The organism is Nostoc sp. DSM 114160, assembly GCF_053470305.1.
This window is the reverse complement of the sequence record NZ_JBPFGO010000001.1, coordinates 1,328,707-1,344,993: the sequence shown is the minus strand read 5'-3', so window position 1 is coordinate 1,344,993 and position 16,287 is coordinate 1,328,707. Positions and strand designations below refer to the sequence as shown.

The following is a 16,287-nucleotide window of genomic DNA, read 5'->3' as shown; positions in this document are numbered from 1 at the left end:
GTAAAGGGAGCAAACCTAAACCTCGCTTCCCTAATAGGGGAGCGAGGTTGTAGGTTAGGTTTATTTGAGATATATACCACCGTCAGGATAGGATGACGTTAGGTTTAATAGTAATCTCTAGCCCTTCAACGCCTTTCTAAAGTTTCGACGATAAGACTGATTTGTAATAAACAAAGCTGGCCATAGCAAAGATAAACCAATCCGATTTGTCAAAGTTGGATTAAAATTAGTCCGTCCAAACCCATTCCAAAATTTCCAAGCGCCGCCTCCGTAAACTCCTATCAAGACAATAAAAATTAAGGTACTCATTCCCATCAACTCCGTTAGTAACTGACAGAATTTAACTTAAGTTTTACCACACGAGGTAATCACCTCATAAGCAACACCGAGAAGGTATGACAAAACTCCCCAGGTTTTGATATCTAAGTCAGTTAAACACACATTCTCTTATTCCAGTGTAGATTAGCCTCACGCATCCCAGCTAGTTATCAGTGGTGGCAAGCTAGTCAAAGGATGCAAAAGTGTTATTTTTGAGGTGTTTTGGCGACACACTCAAATGTAAATGCCGATCCTTTAGTAGAAAAAAGTCTCTACCATCTTAAACTACAAAGTTCTATGGCACATTATTCTTATACTTCATCTACCCAATAAAGATAATATCTTTCATTATCCACCCAGCCTCTCTGAAAATCTTTGATCGGAACAATTTTCAAATCATTGCGGTTAACATTCAGTTTTTTATTTAAAATCAGCAAAACTTTCTTTCGCTCATCTTGATTTTGAAGTAAAGAATTAATCTGGCTTAATATCTCAGCTTGTTCTACTTCTTGACGACCTTTTTTAAATAAAGTAAAGCTTCCCATTTTTTCAATCTCTGGATAGTAAAACTTTCGATTGAGATAACCTGATAAAGGAGCCATATTCGCATCTCGGCTGGCAACAATAAACTCATTATCCAATCCAGATTTATGAATATACTGGGCTGTTTCGCGACTAGCAGAAAATGGTATAACTAAATCTCTTGAAAAACTATAAATTCCTCCTCCAAACTGGACATAAAGAATGAGCATCAAAGCGACATAATGCCATTTATGAATAAATGTAATTGAACTTGGAAGAATAGAAATTTTACTAAGGATAACTATAGACTTGTGATAATAACTTCCCAGCCATAAAGCCGCTATTAAAACTAAATAAAAATGCCCAAAATGCCGTGGCATACCTAAAAATCTCAAGTATGTAAAGGCAAATAATATACAATTACCTATCATGTAGAAAAAGAAAACAACTGGCTTTTCAGATAATTTTATTAAAGTTAAAACTACAAAAAATAAAGCAATTATCGCACAAACAATTAAATCCAGCCATCTTTTATGTGTAGGAATAATTAAGAAATAACTACCAAATACTCTGCCAACGCTTCTCAACAGATGACGGATATCTAATTCTATTAGCCAACCATTATTTAACCCACCGTGAAGATAACTATCTGTTGGAGGAGTAATAATATAAATGGATAAAATAAAAGATAATGTGATAATTCCAATACTTAAAGCTAAGTCATACCTTTGGGCTTGACTAAAATACTGCTGCCGATGTTCGCTATCAAAGCAAAATTCAACCAGCAAAGTCAATAATAAAGAAAATGATACTAGTAAACCATAAGCACTACTATTCGCGAGTAAACCCAATAAAATTGCCAAATAAGCATAAGTTATTTTTCTAGATGCAAAAACTGTACAGAATGCAAAAACAAATAACATACTAAAGGCATAGTTTCGAGAAATTAAAAGATATTCGTAAAAAGGAAAAAAACCAAAGGAAAATAGAAATTTTTGTTGATAGTTAAAAGGACTATACAGGCAAAAAAGTGTAACAGAAATAACAGTAATTGCCAAATGAAAAATTTGCATTATAATAGGATCGGCGACTATTTTTCTCAGAATTGCCAGAGCAAAATACCATAGAACCGGATGACCTTCATAATGAATATTTGCAATTAAATCCCCCAATGAGCCACTATCTCTGACAATCAGCCAGGGATTTAGTTCATCTCGCCACATAGAATGATTAAGAATACCTATTAAACCAAGAAAAGAAAAAAGAATAATAATAAACCAAGGAGAATTAAAAGATACTTTTGAAGTATCTTTGCTAATTTTATTGCTTAACATTGTTAGTTTATAATCCAATTTGTTTGGAGCGTCAATATTGCTGTAAATGCTATCATCATCACATATTCTTCTGATTCTTAAACTACTCAGACGGATAGGTTATGACTTATGAATTATTACTCATTTTTACTTATAACTTTCTGGTATACCCACAGGTGATAAACCTGCGATCGCTCGTAAGTTTTGGCAACGAATCAACTCAGTAAAATTGAAACTGGAACGCCCTTCAATTTTGGCTACCGCTTCAATTGCTGATAATAGATGCTGGGCTGCTTCAACTTCTGAATAACCACGCCGCTGTGCTATTTTAATCGCGGCTGCATCGGCATTTAACTCTGACTCTTGAGATTTATTAGTGCGCCAGATCCGAAAAGCAGCGATCGCACTTAATCCCCCAGCGACAGCAACGCCTACTACATCTGATTGTGCTGCTTCCAATATTCCGCCTAACAGCCCAGCCAACACCACGCCTTGATAAATGTCGGGTTTAAACCACTTTACCCCCGTCAACCAGCTAACCATCTGCAACAGCAGCAAGTCTCGTTGCGGCTTTGTCAGGCGACGCCACAAATCAAAATTAATATATATCGGTCGCGCTTGGTTCCAGGGTTGAGGAAAGGAAGCGTCAATTACTTTTGTTTGCTCTGGCTTACTGACGATTTTTGTCGTCATCCGACCAGAAGCAGGCATCACATCTAACAAACGGCGAATTTCAACATTTGGCTCCATAAATTTAATTATTAGCCATAATGTGCATAGTAACTAGTAGTCTGCCAACCCAAAAATGTTAAGTGGAGGTTGGGTAAAGGGAAAAGGGTAAGGGATAAAAAACATGAGTCCCTTTCCCCTGCCCCTTATCCCCGCCGACGTTGCCAAGGCGTACTACTATGTGTGTAAAAAATAAAGTTTTCGTGTTAACCTTTGATTTATGAGATGCTCTCGCAGTCATTGAATAGATTCAGATTGAGCTATAAGAATATTTATTCAGCAGTTTGATAGTATGGCGGGATTTTATAGTATTCCTTTGCCGCCAAATTCCAAACCTCAAAGTTTTGGCTTGCCATTAAGACTATATTTGTAACTACATGGACGCTTTTGCTCCCCTCCCACCTGAATGGACAAATAAGGCAATACACGCTTATGATTTTTGCTGTCCTAACTGCCACTCAAGTAGCCTAGAAGCTGAGAAAGTTTGGCTAAATCGGCGATCGCCTGTTCTTACGGAAGACCGTCGTCGCAAATGGCAAGAGTTTTATTACTGTCACTGTGGTTCTGTGTGGTGGGCTTGGAGTAGCGATCGCCCCCCAAAAGATATATCCAATCAGCCAGATTACCATCCTACATAGCCAATTTTCTTCATAAACAAAACCCCACCTAAAAGTGGGGTTTTGTTTATCTAATTCTCAGCTTTATATTTCATCACCAATTTTAACGTGAGTTCGACGAGTGCTATTTTGACCTCTCCCCCAGCCCCTCCCCTTTACAAGGCTACCGTGTATACACAAGTCGGATGTAAAGTAGGTGCAGAGGATTTTTGAGAAGCAAAAACATGGATAATCCAATCTTAATTCACGCTGCGATGATACCAGCAAAGGCATTTGGAGACGCTCGGTTGATAAAAAGGGGGCAGCATTATATGAAGCGATACAAAAACACCAATCGATAAATATCCGGCAAATAAGTCGAAATTGGGCAGAACAGATGGGTTATTATCGGTTTTTGGAGAATGAAAATATCACAGTATCAGAACTAGTACGTAGGATTGCGGTTGATTGCCAGCTTCGTGTAGCAGAAAAGCACGTATTAGCGATAAGTGATAGTAGCGAAATCAACTTGCAGTCTCATTTAGGTAGGCTGTCACCAGCAGGATTAGGAGTAGTAGGAAACAACACAGATGTAGGGTTTTATATTCATCCAACACTGGTATTGGATGGTGAGAGTGGATTTACTTTGGGATTAAGCACCATACAATTGTGCAGCCGAGATATTGACCATGCAGATAAATATGAACGGGGCTATAAAAATTTACCAATTGAGGAGAAAGAATCCTACAAATGGTTAGCATCGGCATCGGAGAGCCAGAAATGCTTTGAAGCGGGTAGGGCAAAGATGGGAACTCACATTGGCGATCGCGAATCCGATCTATTTGAGGAATTTGCCACTGTACCCAACAAAAACAATCATTTACTGATCCGCGCTTGCCAAGACCGTCGATTGTTAGGGCGATCTCAATCACTGTTCGATTACTTAAGGGGAGCAACCATGTGAAGGTACTTATATCATTAACATACCTACAGACTCACGTCGAAAGCGAATGCCAAGAGAAGCAATGCTTATTGTTCGTTGTGGACAAGTTGAGATTCAACGCCCAGATAAATTAAGCGTTTTTGGCTATCCCACTAGCGTAACCCAAGTTGGCTGTTGAAGCTTTGGAAGTCCAACCACCCGCAGGACAAGAACCGATTCATTGGCGGTTACTAACCACACACGAAGTTGTTTGCTTAGAACAGGCACTGCGAGTGATTCAATGGTACGGGTGGCGATGGAAGATTGAACAACTCTTTGCCACCCTCAAAACAGCAGGATTAAATTTAGAAGCTACTCAGTTAGAGTCTGCGATCGCTATTCAACGCCTGACAATCTTGGCTTTGTCCGTAGCTGTCCGAACCTTACAAATGGTTGAAGGGCGCGACAATACTCAGCTTTCGGCTGCGCTTACCTTTTGTGAAAAGCAGCAACAATGCTTAGGAGTAATTCAATCTTCTGTTGAAGGTGATAGCGAAAAACTGCAAAATCCTTATCCCCTGGGTTGTTTACCCTGGGCTACTCGATCCAAAAGCTCGCCTGGGTGGATGGTCTGGTTACTTCTCTCAAAGACCTCCGGGGATGCATACCCTCGTTCGAGGTTTGAGGCAATTTGAATCCATCTTTTTAGGCTGGAAACTTGCTCAGGGTGGACTTGTGTATACACGGTAGGCCCCCTGCCCCCTCTTTCTGGGGCAGGTTTTTTTGATTAGACAAATTTTTGGGATTTTAAAACCAAAACCATTGTCTGAGAACTTAAAACTACGTTCAATAATTGAGAACATTCTCAACTATTTATCGAAAGCCTAAAAGCCTGCCCTTGAAAGCCCTGCCCCCTGCCCCCTTTCCTCTTTATTAGCTTTGGGAAGGAATAAATTCGTTTTCTAATTTTGGCGCTTCTTGATACATTTGCCATTCCTGCCAGAGTAAAGCAGATAAATGTACTATGGCGAGAATTAGCGTCGTTACCGAAATCAGATAACTGTGGATTGTGTAAAGGTGTTCGACGGTAATTGTGTTAATAGCTCCACCACCAGTCAGGATTTCGCGCAGTTGCCCACCAATCAAAGGAATGGCTTCGATGGTTCCTAGCTCAATGCTAAAACGCCAGTATCCTTCCTGAGTCCAATCTAGAATCATTGCTGTCCAATCCAGCCCGATCGCACTTAGGGTTAACAAAATCACACTAATCCAAGCAGCCAGCCAACTCTTGCGAAATTGCCGACCTAAAAACATCACCACAATTTGAATGAGAGCGATCGCAATTACCCCGTTACCAGCAATATCATGCGCTCTCCAAAACAACCAGCCGTATGGCAGTTGTGTATTAATCATCTTTAATGAGTTATAAGCTCCGCCTGCTGTCGGTTCATAGTAAAAAGAAAGCATTACTCCGGTAGAGATATAAATTAAACACAGAGTCAAAATCACGACTGATAATATCGTCGCTATTCTTCGCAAAATCTTATCGAACTGGGTGCTTTGCATGGCTCACCCCTCCTGTTCTTAACTAAGTATTTATTCTTATTACGATTTTAGCTAAGAAATTTTAATAAATTTTACTTTTCTTATATAAAAATAAAATTTTTTAAATCAAATTTTGTACCCAAGCTTTTAAGGGTTCTGGTGAGCCATACCAAATTCCAGGACTTCTGGGAGAATGCTTGACACCTTCAATCACCAGATTTTCTGCCCCCTCCAAATGAGCAGCTTCGATGGGCGTAATGCCATCTCCCCAAGTGTTACCCTTACCACAGGTTAATTGGTAACTACTATAAGCTAACCAACTACCAGGCCGCCTTTTGCCAAAGATAGTTTTGCCAGCCACACAAACGTAACGAACGTTTTTGTAAAAAGCTCCTGGGTAGTTATTGTTGACAAAATCTAGATTGGAGCGTGTCCAGCGTTCTTGGCTAATATGGGGTGTACCTAAAGTGATGAGAGTAGCAACCAAGGGATGCCCTTGCCAGAGAAATGGTTTGACATCACCGCGCGCTAAATAGGGCTTTTCTCCCATGTAAATGCGGGATATCCAACCTCCGGCGGAGTGACCGATTAAGTTAATTTGAGTAGCATTATATTGACGTAATATATCCTCGATCGTGTAATCGAGTTGTTGCAAAATCGATATTACAGGTCTTACTCCGAGAGTGGGGAGCCAGTCACGCCGTCGCAGTGGCACTGTAACTGTGGGAAAATCTAACTGCTGTAGGGATTGTTCTAGTTGGCGATAAGCGATCGCACTTTCTAGATATCCAGGCACAATAACTGTCGGTAACGGCATTAGAAATTTTGGATGCAATGATTGAGGGTTTGAACTTTTTTGACGAAGAAGTAGTCATGTTCGAGAGCTAGAATTGCGATCGCCTGACTCACTCCTTGGAGAAAAAACCAATAGCCTTAGTGAGATTTCAGGCTAAAATGTCAATAAAATTGTACAATTTACAACAGTTTGAGGGGCTGCCGATGTGGTAGTATTTTCAAATAGGGCGCAGTCTCAGACAAACACATGTGTCATCTGTTACAGAAGTGTAGTTGACTGAAAAACAGTTGAAAAAACCAGGCAACTTCGGCAGATGTTTTGATGTATTCAAACCTGTGCGTTTACTTAAACTTTATAAAACTCCCAGATATTAATTTTAATTGTGTGCGTCATAACAATAAAAAATCAAAAGTAGTAATTTTTCAAATATCTGTTTAGCAAGCTCGAATTTTGAAAATATGATACAGCGTCATTAATTAATTAAAAACTTGAATAAATGGCAATTTTGGCGTTTTGATTGCCAACTGAGAAAGTTATTATTTCCTTATGAAGAACGCATCTCTTGCAAAATATTGCAATGCCGGAAAGAGAAAATCGCTATTCAACTGCAACTGAGTGAGTGAACGATAACAGCCATGTCTTACGTTTCCCTGCTGAAAAATATACCAGACATCTTAAGCCAGCCAATTGGGATAGCAGCTATAGCCTCTCTTGGTATCCACGGTGCGATCGCCATGATCGTACCATTGATGCCGATGGAGTCTAACAAGCCCAAAGAAACAGCATCATCCAAAACAGTTGGACTTTTGGAATTGAGCCAAGCTGACCAAAACCGTCTGCCGCAAAGCACACCTCAAATTGGTTTACAACAATTACCTCCAGTCGCCCCACTTGCGGCTCCAAACTTTAGTGTCCCACCGGGATTAACGCCATTAGCGCCATCACCATCCAGTCAGCTGGTATTACCTCCGCTACCGGCATCATCGAATAACTATCGAGTCTCTTCCTTACCTACAAAGCAGTCTTTGCGGATGATTCCGAGTGATAATTTGCGGTTTGATGCGTCTAAATTTGATAGTTCTAAATTTAATACCAGCGCCAGATTCTCTCGACCAGTTCCTCGTGTGAATGTGAGTGAGAGCGTCGCCAAATACGAGCCACCTAAGCCGCTACCTGTAAATAGGTTGCCAGAATTGCAGTCGCAGCAAATACCTGCCGATCTTCTGCGAAATCCCCAGCCTCCAATCTTATCTGACAGTACACCCGTTGCAACGGCACAGGTAAATACAACTTCACAGCCAATGACGCAACCAATTCTGAATGCGTCGTCTACAATTCCTCAAAATCCGCTAATAAATTCCCTAAAACAAGCTCCAACGAATGGGGGTACTTTAATTGGAACTAGGGGAAGCACGTTACAAACAGCGGATTTATCAGCGAAGGGAACTCAACAGGCAATTGCACAGCTAGACTCCTACGCCAACCTGAGAAAGGAAGTCCAGCGACAATACCCCAACGCTGAACAAAAACCAGTCATCCGTCAAACATTATCTACAAATAAGTCAAATCTTGAAGGTGCTGTTTTGGGAGTATTGGTTGTAGATCCTGATGGTAAGGTTTTAGATATCAAATTTCAAGACAAGTTAATTTCCCCGGAATTGCAATTAAAAGCAAGGCAATACTTCAACAAGCAATCTCCCAAGGGTGATAAACAGATTAGTTCCTATCCATTTAACCTACGTTTCCAAAACAGCACGAGCAATCTTACTGAGACTACTCAAGAGCAAAACCCCTCATTATTATCTGCACCGGCAAGCAATAACAATCAGCTTACCCCCTCACCAGCAGCTACTTTTAAACCATTACCTAATTTACAAATCAGAAATAACCCGCCTACGTCCTCACCAACAGGTACTCTCAAACCATTAATTACACCAGCTACTCCCAAACCATTATCTGAACTGCAAATTCAAAATAACCAGCCTACGCCTTCATCGGCAGCTACTACTTCTGAACCTTTATTGTTGCCGAAAATCAATCAGGGGTCAGTCTACATCTGCTGCTGAATCGGATAAAAAATTAGTAGAACGGTTGCGCGAAGTTAAGGAAAACAGACAAAAGTCTAATCCAGAAAAATAATCGCCCGTTGATAATTTCGGATTTAGATAGGGGTAATTTATCTAGACGCATTTGCAGCGTCTACTCTACGAGTTCTCAACTGGAGTAACCGTAGGGTATTATCCCTATCTGAAAAATTTTCTTGCATAAGTCCTGTTTAAAATAACGTAAGTTCCACAGACCTCTCCCGGACAGCCTCCCTCTCCTAAAAGGCGAACGCGAGTGCTGTCTGGGTAAGGAGAGGGAGGAGTAACGAGTAAGGAGGGTTTTTGCTCCCCTTTCCTGGTAGGAGAAGGGCTGGGGGAGAGGTCAAAATAGCACTCGTCGAACTCACGTTAAAATACAATACGTTTGAGTTTAAAGTTATTGGTGTAGTTTCAAGACAGGATAAATCGCGTCTCTACATCAGGGTTTTGCATTTAAAATATTGTTTTTAGTCGTTGACGAATTAGCGATCGCTAGTTCGTGATACATAATACTTAGTTTAGAAGTTCGTTAGAAGGTTCTAAGAAGGAAATGCAGGCTTGGGATTTTCAACAAATAAATTATCCAATGTTTTCGGGTGAGTGTCTAGTTAGCTATTAACTGTTAGCTATTAACTAAAGATAGGCAAACGCTCACCCCAAAAAAACTATACAGTATAGCTACTTTACCAACCTTGTTCTGCATTTTGAAAAACGTAAGCAGCTACCTCTAGAATCTCCTCAGAACTTAACTTGGCTTTAAAAGCAGGCATGGCATTTTTACCATTTTGTACTTGATGGATAATCGCCTCGATTGAGTCTTGATTGTAATTTTCTAGGTACTTTGACAATGCTTCCTTTTTCAGGGTTTTCTGGCTGATAAGGATATTACCGCCACCTATATGGCAAGAAGCGCAGTTAGCCTCGAAAATTTTAGCACCGTTGGATGTTTCGGCAGCTAGTGCTGGACTAATGAATGTGAATTTGAATAGGGCGATCGCCGACAGTAGAATTAATAAAAGTATTCTCAACAGTATTTCCTCGCAACAAGCCTCCAGCAAGAGTATAAACGCGATTAATCCCTGATTAAGTCAAATTTGATCAAAATTGGCGGTAACAAGTTCACTCCTCGATCGCTACAGATTGTTTAGCGTCTTAGGGAAGGATAGAACTCGTTACCGCCATTTCTGCATTTTATGCGTCACTCTAGGAGTGTAGCGTGTGGCGATGAGCTAATTTCATTGAGTAATCATCTCGTGTCAAACGCTGGTGTTTCTAGCCTTGGACAGTAATTGTACCAACCATGCCAGCACCACGATGAGGTTCACAGTAGAAGGTGTAGTCACCAGCAGGTGCGTCTGCTGCAAAGGTGGTTGTTTCCTTTTGACCAGGACTCATGAGCAACTTCTTATGAGACAAAGATTTAGCTAAATCGGCACTCTTAGTGGGGTTTTTGGCAGCATCAAACACAACATTATGAGGAGGAACTTTATTGTTCACCCATTCAATAGTGTCACCTGGTTTAATGGTCAACTTTTTCGGTTCAAATGCTAGCAGTCCTTTATCGCTACCCAATTTCACCTTGTAGGTTTCAGCCGAAGCACTGGGAGTAAAAACAGCAAAGCTGCTAACAACTAAAAGGATTGTCAACACAGCTAAACTAAGGCGTCGCCAGCTTACCGAAATTAATTTCATAGCTCTCTCCTAACAATCAATTTTTTTCCCTTTCTCATTTTAAATAAAATCAACACCAAAGTATGACAATCTGTCATAGATCCATTTTTTTTTTAGAATGGAGAGCAATTTATTGCAAAAAGCTGTCCAATAATCAGTAAATGGGGAATGGGGAACGGGGGATTAAGAGTAGGGACTGAATTCTTTCCAATGCCCTATTCCCAATGCCCAATACCCTATTCCCAATGACTCAACTCCGAGATTTAGTAATAGATTTTTCCGCCTCCCCACTTAGTACCAACGATTTTGGGTTGTAAGAGAATATGACCGGCGATCGCTTCCAAGTCATCATCCGTCAGATTTCGCACTGCTGTGAAAATATCTGCGCTTTTGATACTGGGGTGTATTTCGGAAATCTCTTCTTCACCATCGTAAGTAGTGGGATTTTTTAGGTAATCTACTAAACCTTCAATGTTGTTCCGGTTAGGTGTTGCCAGTGCTAAGTCCTCTGGAGTGAGTCCCACGTTTTGGTTTGTCTTGGTAACTCCACCAGCATGACATTGGGCGCAAGCGTAATTAAATAAGCGTTTGCCTTCTTTGACTTGTTTAAGGCTGAGTACAACGGTATCACCTTGAGCATTTAATGGCACTGTTCGGGTAGCTTTGTCTAGTTCCACTGCTGTCGCGCTACCGACAATCAACTGAAACGAGAGTAAAACAGTAGCCATAACAACGCCAATTAGTCTTATAAACATGTTTCCCCTTAAAGATTTTGACGCTCAACACAGCTAAGAACGCGATTCTCAATCTCCAAGCTGCTAATTGCTAATGACTCATTAGTTTTTTATCATTAGCTATCAGTTATTAGCGAAAGTTCTGAGATAACCCTTCAGGGGACTTCGCGATCGCCCACCAAGTCGTTAGTACCTTTGGGGCGTATTTCAGAGGATATTTGGGAAATAATTGCCCTTGCATCTTCTAACGCCAAACGGGTCTTTTGGTGTTTGTAGGCGATTCCCAGTTGGTTGCACAGAGAAAACACTTGTTCTACAGGAATGCTGTAGTCGGCTGCTATCTCTGCGATCGATAGGTCTGCAAAACCCATAATGCTTGTTTACTGATAGATAGAGATTGAGTCGCTGTAATACCAATATCACGTTAGGAGTGCAATTTGTTGCCCAAAATACTGTTTGGGGAATGGGAGGGGGCAGGGGGCAGGGAAAGCAGGGGAAGAATTTTTAACTGTTGACTAATGACTAATGACTATTAACCTTTTCCCCCGGTAAAGCTGACGCTTTGAATGAAGTAACGATTAAAAAAGGCATAAATGCCTAAAGCTGGCAGGGTAAAGACCATAGAAGCCGCCATAATGTAGTTCCAATAGCTGATGTATTGACCTTTGAAGGTGTTCAGCCCCAAGGGGAGGGTAAACATTTCTGGGTCAAATAGGATAACTATGGGCAGTAAAAAATTATTCCAACTCCCCATGAACACAAAAACTGCCTGTGCTGCTAGTGCTGGTTTTGCTAAAGGTAAAACAATGTGTCGAAAAATTCCAAAGGTATTTAAGCCATCGAGTTGTGCTGCTTCTTCTAGTTCTTTAGGAAAATTAACGAAAAACTGCCGCATCATGAAGATAAAAGTGGCATTAACCATGCTAGGAACAATCATGCCTTGATAAGAATTCAGCCAGCCGATCGCTTTTAAAATCAAAAATGTCGGAATCAGGGTGATTTGCGTCGGTACTGCTAGTACTGCCAAAATTAGGAAGAACCAAAAGCGCTTGCCCACAAAGCGCAGTCTTGCCAAGGCATAACCAGCCATTGAATTTAACAACAAGTTTAAAACCGTGACGCTGAGTGCGATCGCTACACTGTTAAACAACCAGCGCCAAAATAGCGGTTCTTGGAGAAAGATTTGCCTGTAGTTGTCAAGAGTAAAATTCTTGGGGAGAAAGTTGGGTTCACCATTGACAATCTCTGTTAGCGGCTTAAATGATGCTGAAAGTGCCCAGAGAAAGGGAATTAGGGTAATGATGGCATAGAGTGTCAGCAAGACGTACAACAGGGCTTTGAGCCAAGATAAGCCAGAGGTATTAGTCAAATCCGTTCGCCTCCGAAAAATCGTCGCTGAATCAAAGTGATGGCAACGATGGCAGCTGCTAACAAAAATGCGATCGCAGCTGCATATCCCATTTGTAAATTCCGAAATACAGCTTGATAAATCAGCAGCACCACAGTTAAGGTAGCGTTGTTTGGCCCGCCAGTACCGCCAGAAAAGATGTAAGACTGGTCAAAAAGTTGAAAAGTCCAAATTACCCCTACTGTTACCACAAAGAAGGTTACAGGCTTAAGCAAGGGAAGAGTAATGTGGATAAATTGCTGCCATCCATTTGCGCCATCCAGTTCTGCGGCGTCGTAAAGTGTTTGGGGTATATCTTGCAACGCCGCCAGATAAATCACCATGAAAAACGGTGCAGTGGACCAAATGTTCATGATCGTAATGCCTTTGAGGGCAACTGCTGGATCGCCCAACCAGTTATAAGTAGGTAGCCCCACAAAAGCGAGAAAATCGTTTAGTAGCCCATCAGTGTTATAAATCCACATAAAGATGAGTGTCAGCACTGCTGAAGAAGTGACTGTCGGCAAAAAATAGAGGATGCGCCACCAGTTTTTACCGCGAATCCCAGAATTCAGAGTTACTGCCAGAATTAAAGCCAGGATAGTTTGAGTTGGCACAACAAGAGCTACATATTCGGCTGTGTTTCTCAAAGCAATCCAAACTCTTTCATCTTCAGCTAATCGTGTGAAGTTGCGAAAACCGATGAATTCGTACTCAATACCGCCGAGAAGTTGGACTTTTTGCAAGGAAAGAAAAACGGCGTAGAGAATGGGTAAGACTACAAAAGTTCCCAAAACTAGAATGGTGGGCATCATGAACATATACCCAGCCAAGTCTTCAGTGATGTTCCACTTGTGGTTTCTGCGCCGCCTGCTAATTTCAAACACTACTGAACCTCCGATGAATCTCGCACTCACCCGACTGTAGCGATGGGTTGTACATGATTATTTATCGTACTCCTGTACAAAAATATTTCACCCGATCAAATAATTCTCTACCTTTGGAAAGCGTAGATAAAAGCAGCAAGTCAAAAGACATCGCTTGTATGAGTTAGCTGGATATGCAACTTAGGGAACTATATATTAACCCGATTCAAGCAATAGGACACAAAATGTCATATACAGTTTACTTACGTTCGATCAAAAATAAACTCCAGAGAACTGGTAAAAGTCAAAAAAGCCTACGGGTCAAAACTATCATAGAACAGTTTGGCTACCAGCGTAGAAGTCAATCATTCATAGATGATTTTAATACTGCTCTTGATGAATTGGGGCTTTGTGCAAATCCTCGGTTGGATTTGCATATTCCGTTAGATACAAAAATAGCTATTTCTCTTAAAGGTGTAAAACCAACAAATGAAGTTGCTGAATCTGAATCAATTTCAGACAAACTAAAAGAGGCAATTTCAGTCAAGCATGATTTTTTCTACTACTTGTTTGATTTTGGCTCTGAACAAGAATATGAACGATTCCAAGCGTGTTTAGATTCTCAGCAGCCAGTTGGTATTTTTTTGATTCCGCAAGTAGAAGATTTCTTCTGTGATATTGTTGTCAAAATCTTTAATTATGAATTAATTAGAAAATCTCAGTATGGAGGCTATAATAGTATACCTAAAATTGCTAATAGGAAAATTCCTACAAATCTTGTCTCAGAAGATAAAGATTGTGAAGATGAACAAGAAAATCCTATCTCTGATGCTAGTATTTTTCAATTTTATCGCTCAACTATGACTAGCATTATACTTGGCAACACTGGTTTAGAATTGCTTGATTCAGAAAAATTCGATCGGCAGTTTGAACAGATATCTTTATATGCCAATAAATATAATTCTGAACAATTTTTTATCTTATTTCATTGTCCATCGGCATTAGAAATCCAAGCTCATCAACAAGAAGATGCTTTAGGATATTTGGTAGATAAAGTTGCTAGTAAAATTCCTTTTACTTTTACTCTCCGATGTAAATATCCAAATGAAACTTCGATTGAATATCAAGAGGAAGTGTATGCCCATTTCCGTCTACTACTGGAACTTCCGTATTATGAAATAGAGGAAGAGGATGCATCTTTGCAAGATTACTTTGTAGAATTACAAAAGGCTCAAATCCAAGCTGAGTCTCAGTTATTGCTGAAGATGAAAACTGAGCATTTTTACACTTTGAAATGGCAGCAAGAAAGTAAAGAATATATCTACCTTAAGTATTTTGCGATTAAAACGTTGGAAAGTCTAGGATATGGATTGTCTAATATTGGCTGTGAAGTTGAGTTGACTTCTAGGGATGAAGAAACAATCGATGAAGATACATCAGACGACGATCAAGAGTACCAAAGTGAAATTATAGAAGTCTATGTAAAAAATCAGGTAGTGGTTGAAATAGAAACGCTCAAATACCAAGAGTTTCAAGATAACAATCTCTTTTTAGATTCAATTAAAAGAGTTTTAAGGAAATCAAAAGTATGGCCAAATCAATTAGAAAGCCTTTGGTTGGTAATTCCCGGTTTTGAGATAGCACGCAACTATTACCAGCTGAAAAAACTAAAGGAAATATTAGAATATAAGTTTTCTGAATATTATGGCGATCGCTTCCAAGTTGTAATCATGGCTCCTGATTATGAAAAACACCAATTAGTCCCAGTATCCTTTGACTCTATCGACTATCCATCTTTTAATTATGGAGCTAAAAAACCTAGTTTAGTCCAAGCATATCCAATTACTAACCGCGTCAAAGAATTTAAACTTGACTTTAGCCAAGTACAAGGGCTGAGTGAAGAAAAAGAAAAACTAACTAGACTTCTGAAGCTGCAATCTAAAGGATATAAAAGTTCAATTGGTGGAATTCTTTTTTATGGCTTACCGGGATGTGGTAAAACTTTACTAGCAAATGCCTTTGCTAATGAGTCTGGAAGATATTTCTTTAAGTTCTCTCCTGCTGATATTGTCAGTGTTTGGATAGGGCAAAGTCAAAAGAATATTCGAGATATCTTTGCTCAAGCTAAGAAAAAATCACCTTCACTTTTATTTATTGATGAATTAGACAGTATTGGGTTTAATCGTAATGAAGATAACGCACACACAGATCAAAAGGCAACTATCAACCAATTACTCATAGAACTAAATAATCTGCAAAATAGTGATGTAATTGTTATTGCTGCTACTAACTATTTGAGTGGCATTGATAGTGCTTTGAAGCGTTCTGGTAGATTAGATTGGAAAATTCCTGTTTTTCCACCCGATCGAGTAGAAAGAATAGATTTATTCAAACACTACCTATCAAAAATTGATATGAATCAGCTAATCAACTTTGAAATTCTGGCAGATAAAAGTGGGAGATTTACTTCATCTGATATTGAGTTAGTTTGCCGGGAAGTCAGAAATGCTCTTCTTTTAGAAGAAATAAGTTCGGCTTTAACAACTTCAGATGTAATTACTTACATTAATAATCTACAAGATGGTGGCTTAAGTCTTAACGAGGAACAAGTTAAAGAATTTTTGGAAGAGTGTAGGAGAATGAGTGTAAAAAATCCTAAGTTAGAAACTCTAAAATTAGAATGGGGATTGTATTAGTAATAGGCTAGCGATCGCTATTTCCACACCCCGATCGATCGTAAAAAATAATTCGTCTTCCGGTTGCGGCGATCGCTTCCAAAGGTTCTAAGTATTCGTGGGGTACTT

14 protein-coding genes and 1 pseudogene are annotated in these 16,287 nt (G+C 39.9%); 4 read left to right on the top strand and 11 right to left on the bottom strand.

Going from position 1 to position 16,287, the window contains the following annotated elements:
- Positions 1-117: 117 nt before the first annotated feature.
- The 3 genes from NSTCB13_RS06335 to NSTCB13_RS06325 form a co-directional block, all read right to left on the bottom strand.
- A complete protein-coding gene (locus NSTCB13_RS06335; protein ID WP_448271732.1) occupies positions 118-309 on the bottom strand; it encodes a hypothetical protein in 192 nt (63 codons plus the stop codon).
- A gap of 320 nt (positions 310-629) precedes the next feature.
- The gene (locus tag NSTCB13_RS06330) at positions 630-2,174 is read right to left on the bottom strand and encodes a hypothetical protein (RefSeq protein WP_448271731.1); all 1,545 of its coding nucleotides are present in this window, start codon (positions 2,172-2,174) and stop codon (positions 630-632) included.
- A 126-nt stretch (positions 2,175-2,300) separates the two neighbouring features.
- Positions 2,301-2,903 carry a DUF3318 domain-containing protein gene (locus NSTCB13_RS06325; RefSeq protein ID WP_448271730.1) on the bottom strand — a complete coding sequence of 201 codons (603 nt, stop codon included), beginning with the start codon at positions 2,901-2,903 and terminating at the stop codon, positions 2,301-2,303.
- 356 nt (positions 2,904-3,259) lie between these two features.
- Between NSTCB13_RS06325 and NSTCB13_RS06320 the strand changes: the two genes are divergently transcribed.
- Positions 3,260-3,520: a hypothetical protein gene (locus NSTCB13_RS06320; protein ID WP_445628809.1), complete on the top strand. Its 261-nt coding sequence runs from the start codon at positions 3,260-3,262 to the stop codon at positions 3,518-3,520.
- A gap of 298 nt (positions 3,521-3,818) precedes the next feature.
- A pseudogene (locus NSTCB13_RS06315) lies at positions 3,819-5,150 on the top strand (IS4 family transposase).
- A gap of 183 nt (positions 5,151-5,333) precedes the next feature.
- Here the strand turns inward: NSTCB13_RS06315 and NSTCB13_RS06310 are convergent.
- The gene (locus tag NSTCB13_RS06310) at positions 5,334-5,966 is read right to left on the bottom strand and encodes a cytochrome b N-terminal domain-containing protein (RefSeq protein WP_445628808.1); all 633 of its coding nucleotides are present in this window, start codon (positions 5,964-5,966) and stop codon (positions 5,334-5,336) included.
- Between the two features lie 100 nt (positions 5,967-6,066).
- Positions 6,067-6,762, bottom strand: coding sequence for an esterase/lipase family protein (locus tag NSTCB13_RS06305; protein WP_448271729.1), 696 nt, complete (start codon positions 6,760-6,762; stop codon positions 6,067-6,069).
- A gap of 614 nt (positions 6,763-7,376) precedes the next feature.
- Here NSTCB13_RS06305 and NSTCB13_RS06300 point away from each other — a divergent pair.
- A complete protein-coding gene (locus tag NSTCB13_RS06300) occupies positions 7,377-8,807 on the top strand; it encodes a hypothetical protein (protein ID WP_448271728.1) in 1,431 nt (476 codons plus the stop codon).
- A 701-nt stretch (positions 8,808-9,508) separates the two neighbouring features.
- Here the strand turns inward: NSTCB13_RS06300 and petJ are convergent.
- The 6 genes from petJ to NSTCB13_RS06270 all read right to left on the bottom strand — a co-directional run bounded on the left by petJ (position 9,509) and on the right by NSTCB13_RS06270 (position 13,504).
- Positions 9,509-9,853, bottom strand: a complete 345-nt coding sequence (petJ, locus tag NSTCB13_RS06295; RefSeq protein ID WP_289795865.1) for a cytochrome c6 PetJ — start codon at positions 9,851-9,853, stop codon at positions 9,509-9,511.
- 244 nt (positions 9,854-10,097) lie between these two features.
- Complete coding sequence (petE, locus tag NSTCB13_RS06290; RefSeq protein ID WP_448269056.1) at positions 10,098-10,517, bottom strand: plastocyanin; 420 nt, start codon at positions 10,515-10,517, stop codon at positions 10,098-10,100.
- Between the two features lie 242 nt (positions 10,518-10,759).
- On the bottom strand, positions 10,760-11,251 hold the full coding sequence (gene psbV, locus NSTCB13_RS06285) for a photosystem II cytochrome c-550 (protein ID WP_322695731.1): 492 nt from the start codon (positions 11,249-11,251) through the stop codon (positions 10,760-10,762).
- A 134-nt stretch (positions 11,252-11,385) separates the two neighbouring features.
- Entirely contained in the window at positions 11,386-11,601 is a 216-nt protein-coding gene (locus tag NSTCB13_RS06280) for a hypothetical protein (RefSeq protein WP_322695732.1), read from the bottom strand.
- Positions 11,602-11,762: 161 nt separating this feature from the next.
- A complete protein-coding gene (locus tag NSTCB13_RS06275; RefSeq protein WP_448269054.1) occupies positions 11,763-12,599 on the bottom strand; it encodes a carbohydrate ABC transporter permease in 837 nt (278 codons plus the stop codon).
- Positions 12,596-13,504 carry a carbohydrate ABC transporter permease gene (locus NSTCB13_RS06270; protein WP_448269053.1) on the bottom strand — a complete coding sequence of 303 codons (909 nt, stop codon included), beginning with the start codon at positions 13,502-13,504 and terminating at the stop codon, positions 12,596-12,598. The genes NSTCB13_RS06275 and NSTCB13_RS06270 overlap by 4 nt, the downstream gene beginning before the upstream one ends.
- A gap of 224 nt (positions 13,505-13,728) precedes the next feature.
- Here NSTCB13_RS06270 and NSTCB13_RS06265 point away from each other — a divergent pair, with 224 nt between their 5' ends.
- On the top strand, positions 13,729-16,179 hold the full coding sequence (locus NSTCB13_RS06265) for an ATP-binding protein (protein WP_448271726.1): 2,451 nt from the start codon (positions 13,729-13,731) through the stop codon (positions 16,177-16,179).
- The last annotated feature ends 108 nt before the right edge of the window (positions 16,180-16,287 follow it).

Excerpts from the sequence above, each read along its gene's own strand:
- NSTCB13_RS06335 (WP_448271732.1), bottom strand. The coding sequence starts at position 309 with ATGAGTACCTTAATTTTTATTGTCTTGATAGGAGTTTACGGAGGCGGC.
- NSTCB13_RS06330 (WP_448271731.1), bottom strand. The coding sequence starts at position 2,174 with ATGTTAAGCAATAAAATTAGCAAAGATACTTCAAAAGTATCTTTTAAT.
- NSTCB13_RS06325 (WP_448271730.1), bottom strand. The coding sequence starts at position 2,903 with ATGGAGCCAAATGTTGAAATTCGCCGTTTGTTAGATGTGATGCCTGCT.
- NSTCB13_RS06320 (WP_445628809.1), top strand. The coding sequence starts at position 3,260 with ATGGACGCTTTTGCTCCCCTCCCACCTGAATGGACAAATAAGGCAATA.
- NSTCB13_RS06310 (WP_445628808.1), bottom strand. The coding sequence starts at position 5,966 with ATGCAAAGCACCCAGTTCGATAAGATTTTGCGAAGAATAGCGACGATA.
- NSTCB13_RS06305 (WP_448271729.1), bottom strand. The coding sequence starts at position 6,762 with ATGCCGTTACCGACAGTTATTGTGCCTGGATATCTAGAAAGTGCGATC.
- NSTCB13_RS06300 (WP_448271728.1), top strand. The coding sequence starts at position 7,377 with ATGTCTTACGTTTCCCTGCTGAAAAATATACCAGACATCTTAAGCCAG.
- petE (WP_448269056.1), bottom strand. The coding sequence starts at position 10,517 with ATGAAATTAATTTCGGTAAGCTGGCGACGCCTTAGTTTAGCTGTGTTG.
- psbV (WP_322695731.1), bottom strand. The coding sequence starts at position 11,251 with ATGTTTATAAGACTAATTGGCGTTGTTATGGCTACTGTTTTACTCTCG.
- NSTCB13_RS06280 (WP_322695732.1), bottom strand. The coding sequence starts at position 11,601 with ATGGGTTTTGCAGACCTATCGATCGCAGAGATAGCAGCCGACTACAGC.
- NSTCB13_RS06265 (WP_448271726.1), top strand. The coding sequence starts at position 13,729 with ATGTCATATACAGTTTACTTACGTTCGATCAAAAATAAACTCCAGAGA.